Origin of the sequence: Pedosphaera parvula Ellin514 (assembly GCF_000172555.1) — a bacterium.
GTDB lineage: Bacteria > Verrucomicrobiota > Verrucomicrobiia > Limisphaerales > Pedosphaeraceae > Pedosphaera.
In genome coordinates this window covers 194,015-200,732 of sequence record NZ_ABOX02000009.1, presented here as the reverse complement: position 1 = coordinate 200,732, position 6,718 = coordinate 194,015, and the positions used below count along the sequence as shown (strand labels likewise).

Annotated in this window: 6 protein-coding genes; 5 read left to right on the top strand and 1 reads right to left on the bottom strand. The window is 51.2% G+C overall.

Annotation, left to right across the window (positions count from 1 at the left end):
- On the bottom strand, positions 1-245 hold a 245-nt coding region (locus CFLAV_RS09665), incomplete at its 3' end, for a c-type cytochrome domain-containing protein (protein ID WP_007414517.1).
- Between the two features lie 286 nt (positions 246-531).
- On the opposite strand from CFLAV_RS09665, the gene CFLAV_RS09660 reads away from it, so the two are divergent.
- The 5 genes from CFLAV_RS09660 to CFLAV_RS09640 all read left to right on the top strand — a co-directional run bounded on the left by CFLAV_RS09660 (position 532) and on the right by CFLAV_RS09640 (position 6,710).
- The gene (locus tag CFLAV_RS09660; RefSeq protein ID WP_040547746.1) at positions 532-3,129 is read left to right on the top strand and encodes a S8 family serine peptidase; all 2,598 of its coding nucleotides are present in this window, start codon (positions 532-534) and stop codon (positions 3,127-3,129) included.
- A gap of 106 nt (positions 3,130-3,235) precedes the next feature.
- Positions 3,236-3,547, top strand: a complete 312-nt coding sequence (locus tag CFLAV_RS09655; protein ID WP_007414515.1) for a hypothetical protein — start codon at positions 3,236-3,238, stop codon at positions 3,545-3,547.
- A gap of 17 nt (positions 3,548-3,564) precedes the next feature.
- The gene (locus CFLAV_RS09650; protein ID WP_007414514.1) at positions 3,565-3,900 is read left to right on the top strand and encodes a hypothetical protein; all 336 of its coding nucleotides are present in this window, start codon (positions 3,565-3,567) and stop codon (positions 3,898-3,900) included.
- A gap of 121 nt (positions 3,901-4,021) precedes the next feature.
- On the top strand, positions 4,022-5,350 hold the full coding sequence (locus CFLAV_RS09645; protein ID WP_007414513.1) for a TolC family protein: 1,329 nt from the start codon (positions 4,022-4,024) through the stop codon (positions 5,348-5,350).
- The gene (locus CFLAV_RS09640) at positions 5,343-6,710 is read left to right on the top strand and encodes an efflux RND transporter periplasmic adaptor subunit (protein ID WP_007414512.1); all 1,368 of its coding nucleotides are present in this window, start codon (positions 5,343-5,345) and stop codon (positions 6,708-6,710) included. Before CFLAV_RS09645 ends, CFLAV_RS09640 begins: the two co-directional genes overlap by 8 nt.
- Positions 6,711-6,718 lie beyond the last annotated feature (8 nt).

The window sequence follows — 6,718 nt, the reverse complement described above, 5'->3', positions numbered from 1 at the left end:
TTATACAAATCGCTTTTGTCCGCCTGCCCGGCAACAATCACCACGCCATCCTTGCCGCCTTTCATCGCATCGGCCTTGGAATCGAGACGCAGGTCGCCTTTCTGTTTTTCCGGGCCGTGGCATTTGACGCAGTTCTGTTGAAGAATGGGCTGGATGTCCTTGGCGAAATCGACCTTGGTTTCAGCCTGTGAATGCCAGGTTCCAAAACAGGTCATTACTGCCACGATAAAAAGCGACTTTTTCATAATTGATCTCGGTTCAATTGGGTCAATAGCTTGAATTATTACACTGTAGCGCAACGCGTTGCAATCCTATGTCTTCCGTATCCACTCATACTCAGTAATGAATCTGCGGCGAAATCAGATAAAAGATAAAGGTTGTCACTCAATCGGCGCTTGCTAAAGTCAACTCCAAATGAGACGTATCGCCAGGGTGATTTATTGCAACATTTTTCTAATTAGTTTCCTCGGGCAAACTGCATTAGAAGTATGTGCTCAAACCAACCACTTTCAATTCAAGAGGCCGCAAAGCATGGCGTTGCAACTGGATGAGGGGGAAGTATCACGCTTCTCCCTGAAGAGCGCGCCTAAAGCCTGGGTGAAGGCATGGCCGCAGATGGTTCCACCAACTTTGTTGAACTGGGAAGTCGAGTGGTCCTTCAACTCAAAAATGGCGAGGACCTCAGAGACTTACCCAAGCCACCCCCTGCAACTTTCGCGTTCAGTGGCCACGAACCTTTTTATCCTCCAGGCACCCGATGCCATCACCGCAGCTCAGGAGGCGCATTACCTTGCAGGATTGCCGGAGGTTCAAGCTGCTTATCCCGTGATGCAAGTTCCAGTTAGTCATAATGGGACTTATGCAACGCAGCCGAATGATCAATACATTTTTTATCAATGGAACTTGGAACACCGGAATGGTGACGGAACATCCGCCGGAGTGGATCTTAATGTTCGCGCCGCCTGGCCTTATTCCAGTGGGGAGGGCGTCACGATCGCAGTGGGGGATTGTGGAATCGAGTTAAACCATCCTGAGCTCGTCAATCGCGCCACCGGAGCACCACATTTCAATTTCTCAAATGGCAGCACAAACGTCACGCCATTTGGCAGTTCCCTCTATTGGGCGCACGGCACTGAAGTGGCGGGCCTCGCATTGGCAGAGGCTAATAACTCCATTGGTGTGGCTGGGGTGGCACCAAAGGCACGATTAGCCAGCTGGGTAATCCAGAACACCAACTTGTTACTGGTAACTGATGAACAACTGATGGACATGTACCAGTACGAGTCAAACAAAGTAAGTGTTCAAAATCATAGTTGGGGCATTGATGGATTGGAAACCCAGCAAGGAATTGGCCCGCTCCAGGAAATCGGGATCTCCAATGCAGTCACCTTTGGACGCAATGGCAAGGGTATTGTGATGGTGCGTTCGGCCGGCAACGATCGTCAAATTCAGGCCAGCACTGATGACGATGGTTATCCTTCGAATCCTCAAGTCATCGCCGTGAGTGCAGTACGCATAGGCGGCAGGGTAGCCAGTTATAGCGAATTCGGTGCTTCGATTTTGCTGGCAGCCCCGAGCGGCGACCCATCCAACAATGAACAAGGCTTGTTTACCACCGATCTTTTGGGACTAGGCGGGGCGAATGCCGTAAGCAACGGCCCCCCTAATGCTGATTTATGGGACTATGTATATCCAGCCACCGGCGTTCCGGAGTCGGGTTTTTACGGCACCTCTGCATCAGCCCCTCAGATTGCGGGAGTCGCAGCCCTGATTTTATCAGCCAACACAAATCTTACCTATAGGGATGTTCAGCAGATTTTAATTTTATCAGCTCGCCATTTCGACTTTGCAGATCCGGATCTGCGAACCAACGGGGCTGGCTTTGCGGTGAGTCACAATCTCGGCTTTGGCATTCCGGATGCAGGTGTGGCCGTGAACCTGGCTCGTAATTGGATCAGTCGACCGCCACTCAGCCATGTAACGGTCGTCGCCACTAATCAGTGCGAAATTCCGGATGCCGGATTACGAGTGCTCATTTCCGGCACAAACATCCCGGCAACATTAACGTCCATTATGGCCTTGCCCAGCATCGGACCGCACGCTGATGCCCCAACCCTTAACCTCCCATTGGTGGACATTGGACAAAGCATTATTCTTTCCGGGAATTTTACGAACAAGGGTGTTTTGATTGAACGCAGCACAAGATCTTCCCCCCTGCCATTCTCCCTCTCCATTGGCCAGGCTGCCAAGGCTGGCGCGGCGTTTGCCGTCGTTTATAATTATGATCCAGCTTACTCCACAAACTCAAATTGCAGTGGTGGAGACACCCTTTGCGCCATGGCGGCCACGGACTTTGTTCCGATTCCTGCAGTTTTCATCGGACGAACCGATGGACAGAATTTGATCGGTATCATAAAGACGAATCCAACTGTCCTGGGACAGATCAGTCTCAACTCCACAAACTACAGTTTCAACGTAACCGAAACCCTGCTCTGCGAACACGTGGGGGTGCGGATAAAAACTGACCATCCTTTGCGCGGCGATTTGCGAATCACATTGGTTTCACCACAGGGTACCCGTAGTATCCTTCAACGCTATAACAGGGATGAGAATCCTGGTCCGGTGGATTGGACTTATTATTCCACGCATCACTTCTTCGAGAGTAGTGCGGGTACCTGGACACTTTACATCACTGATGAATCGCCTGGGGCAACTGGCAGCGTTCTTAGCGCAGGTCTCATCATTGACGGAGTGCCCATCAATGACAGCGACCACGATGGATTGGATGATGATTGGGAAATGGCACACTTTGGTACTCTGGCTTATGGTCCTAAGGATGATCCGGACAAGGATGGCTATAACAATATGCGGGAACAAATCATGGGGACGAATCCCCTGGCAGCTGACATTCCTTTCACCATGTCGCTCGCAAAGTGGAGTTCGAACATCATCAGGCTAAGCTGGCCGGGCAATGCGAATTACAGTTATCAGGTATGGGGCGGGACCAACGTGGATTCGCTTAACCGGATAGGCAACGTCCCGGGTAAGTTTCCAGAAACTGAGTGGTTCGCGCCTTCCGGCAGCTCTTTGAACCAGTATTATCGAATTATAGCTTCGCAAGTGCCTTAACTTTATGCTCTTGCGAAGGTAAAATCCGGGGGAATTTTACGTTGGAAATTTGAATGCATTCTTGCGATTTATCGTATAATATGAGGACATTCGAAAGACCAACGACATGAAAGCATTCAAATTAACTCTTTTAACAGCGGCACTCGGTGGAATTTTAATTACTACATCCAGCGGACCGGCAGCGGATGCCAAGAAGGATTCCAAGAGCTATCCTTTAAAGACTTGCGTTGTTTCCGATGAGAAACTCGGCGGCGACATGGGTGATCCCTATATTTTCACTTACAAGGATAAGAATAATAAAAATGACCCGGGACGTGAAGTTAGGCTTTGCTGTAAATCGTGCCTCAAAGATTTCAACAAAGAACCCGCAAAATATCTGAAGAAGATTGATGACGCGGAAAAGAGCGCCAAGAAGTAAACAATTTAGTTTACCCCATGAAAATCACCCTGATCATTTTGCTCAGTATGCTGATGGCACTGACCCAGGGTGTTTCTGCAGCTCGATCGGCAATTTCAGCTTCCCCGAAATGTGACTGCTCCGGTTGCAAATTGCCGTGCTGCGTTCGCAACGCCGCTCCCATTTCGCAACCGGCATCTCCAGCGCAGCCCGTTTCTCAGAATTTCCAGTCTCAATTCCTGCTGGCGGTGCTCGCCAAGGTCATTGCACTGGCACCTGCGCCTGCCTCGATCCATTCCCGCGCCTCTTCCTTTGCGCCTCTCCAAGCCCAGGTCGTCCCTCTTCACAAACGGGACTGCATCTATCTGATCTGATTCCTTCTTCACGCACGTAGTGTGCCCGCATCGGGCTCATAACGTACTCGCATTGGCCATTTCGGCCTGAATCCCGGCACTTTACCGTCCGGAATTGTTCTCAGCGTGATGAAAGGAATCCATGAATTTTAAAAGTAATTTAATTTTTGCCCTGCTGGCCTTGTTTCCATGGCAAGGAATGGCCGCACAAGAAACCAACCATGAAATCGTCCCGGATGCTGCCCATCGGCTTTCAATCGAGCAGGTCGTCAGCCAGGTCCTGAGTAATAATCCGTCGCTCAAAGCGGCACATGCCCGCTGGGAAGCGATGCAGGAGCGGATTCCCCAGGCGAGAGCATGGCAGGATCCCCGGGTGGGAGTGGATGCCACCGCAGGCCGATTCGTGTCTGTTCCGCCAAATTCATTTACAGATTATAAGTATGCGGCAGAGCAGACGCTTCCTCTCGCCGGAATAAACCGGCTTCAGACGAAAATCGCAGAGACCGATGTCGCTTCAGCCCTGGCGGACTCCACGCGAAAGGAACTGGATCTCATAGCCAGGGCGAAAACTGCTTTTTACCGGCTGGCCAATGCTTACAAACAGTTGGCGCTGAATCGGAAGAATGCCGCCCTGCTGAAACAGTATGCGGAAATCACCCGTAACAAATACGAAGTCGGAAATAGACCGCAATCCGACGTTCTGAATGCAGAGACAGAGTTGGGTAAACTGGAAGAAAACAAGTTTGATTTCGAGCGGCAGATTTCCGAGGCGGAAACGGAGCTCAATGTCCTCATGAATCGGCCAGCTCACTCTCCCCTGCCCCAGCCGGCGAATATCACTTTTGCATCCACAGATTGGTCGCCACAAACTCTGAATGAGCTGGCATTGAAGCATCGACCCGAACTGCTGATCGCAGCAAAGAAGATTGAAGCGGCCCAGGCGCAGGTGGAAATCGCAAAAAGAGGCTGGATTCCTGAACCAAGCCTGCGGGTCGAAGCAAGCCAGTATAACGAGGCTTCCCAGGCAATCAGCGAAGTAGTCGTTGGCTTCAGCTTTAATCTTCCCTGGTTCAACCATAAAAAGTACTCGGCAGCCATTCGGGAAAAACAGAAACTTTTGGAAAGCTCCGAGCAAGAGTTGGACTCTCTTCGAACAGAAACGCTTGGTCGCCTGAGAGATCAATTAAAACGCATCGAAACCTTCCATCACCACACCGAGCTTTTTCATACCAAAATCATCCCACTGGCTGAACAAACCGTCACTGCCACGCGGCTGAGCTACGAAACTGACAAAGCAAGCTTTTTGAATCTCATCGAAGCACAGCGCACGCTGGAAGATTCGGAATCCATGTATTGGACTCACTTGTATGATTATCTATCGGCCCGCGCCGAATTGGAAGCCTTGATAGGAGTTGATCCATCACTTTCCACCGGCAACACGAACGCTTACCCCACGGATTACCATGAATAATTTCAAACCATTTTGCAGGATAATTCGCAGAGACTTACCAATTACGAGGTGGGGCGCAGCATTGCTGCTGCTCACTGGCTTCATACTTTTCGTGACTTCGTGCTCTCCACGAAAAGAATCTAAACCGGGCAATGTCGATTACTACACCTGCAGCATGCATCCCTCGGTCCACCTGCTCGATCCAGATGCCAAGTGCCCCATCTGCGGCATGAATCTGATACCGGTCCTGAAAAAGGGACAAACAAATCAGTCAACGATGGATCAGGCAGGCCATGAGCATGCACGGATGTTGGCCGAACCGGCAGCGGGGCAAAGGGATCAGATTGCGGCCACAAACGCTGATTCCAGTTACAGGTCAATGCAGGAGTTTGCAATCCCCATGGAGCGTCAACAGTCGATCGGCGTCACGTATGCAGTTGCCACAAACAAGCCATTGCAGCGCACAATTCGAACCGTGGGAACCGTGGCCTACGATAAGCAGCATCATTGGGATTTTGTGGCCCGCGTCGATGGCTATGTTCAAAAGCTTTACGTCTCCTCGCGCGGTGAGGTGGTGGACAAAGGTCAGCCGCTCCTGAGCATTTACAGTCCAGACTTGCTCACGACCCAGCAGGAACTGCTGGACTTGCTGCGCATGCGGGACCAGGCGCAGAAGTCAGGCTCACAAACAACGTTTGCGAGTTCAGAGAGACTGATCGCGTCAGCGGAACGGAGGCTCCAACTTTGGAACATCACCACCAACCAAATCGTTGAGATCGAAAAGTCGCGACAGCCATGCGAGGCGTTGATGCTTTACTCGCCTTTCAAAGGAGTAGTGCAGGACCTGGTTGTGGACCAGGGAAGGCGGGTCAGCATGGGAGATCATCTCGTGGACGTGGCGGACCTCTCGAGTGTTTGGGTGTGGGCAGAGTTTTATCAGGATGACATTCCCCTATTAAAAACAGGCCAGCCCGTAACCGTTACGAGCGCCTCGCTCCCAGGCGAAACTTTTAGCGGCAGAATCAGTGTGGTTGATCCGTTCGTGAACGAGGCGACCCGCACTGCACGAGTGAGGCTGCAAATTGAAAACACAAAGATGAAATTGAGGCCGGACATGTATGTAAATGCGGAACTCGCGGTAGACTTGGGAGAAGGGCTGACCGTTCCGGTTACCGCAATCATGCCGACCGGTCAGCGAAACATCGTCTTCGTGGATAAAGGAGAGGGCAAATTGGAACCGCGCCAGGTCGAACTGGGCGGGAAGTTCAATTCCGATTACCTGGTTAAAGCCGGATTGAAGGACGGGGACAGAGTGGTAAATAGCGCAAACTTCCTGATCGACGCTGAAGCCAAAGTGCAAGGTGCGCTGAAATCGTGGTGAAACATCGC

What these genes read in the sequence shown, in the direction of transcription:
- CFLAV_RS09660 (WP_040547746.1), top strand. Translation starts at nt 532, where the DNA reads ATGGCGTTGCAACTGGATGAGGGGGAAGTATCACGCTTCTCCCTGAAG.
- CFLAV_RS09655 (WP_007414515.1), top strand. Translation starts at nt 3,236, where the DNA reads ATGAAAGCATTCAAATTAACTCTTTTAACAGCGGCACTCGGTGGAATT.
- CFLAV_RS09650 (WP_007414514.1), top strand. Translation starts at nt 3,565, where the DNA reads ATGAAAATCACCCTGATCATTTTGCTCAGTATGCTGATGGCACTGACC.
- CFLAV_RS09645 (WP_007414513.1), top strand. Translation starts at nt 4,022, where the DNA reads ATGAATTTTAAAAGTAATTTAATTTTTGCCCTGCTGGCCTTGTTTCCA.
- CFLAV_RS09640 (WP_007414512.1), top strand. Translation starts at nt 5,343, where the DNA reads ATGAATAATTTCAAACCATTTTGCAGGATAATTCGCAGAGACTTACCA.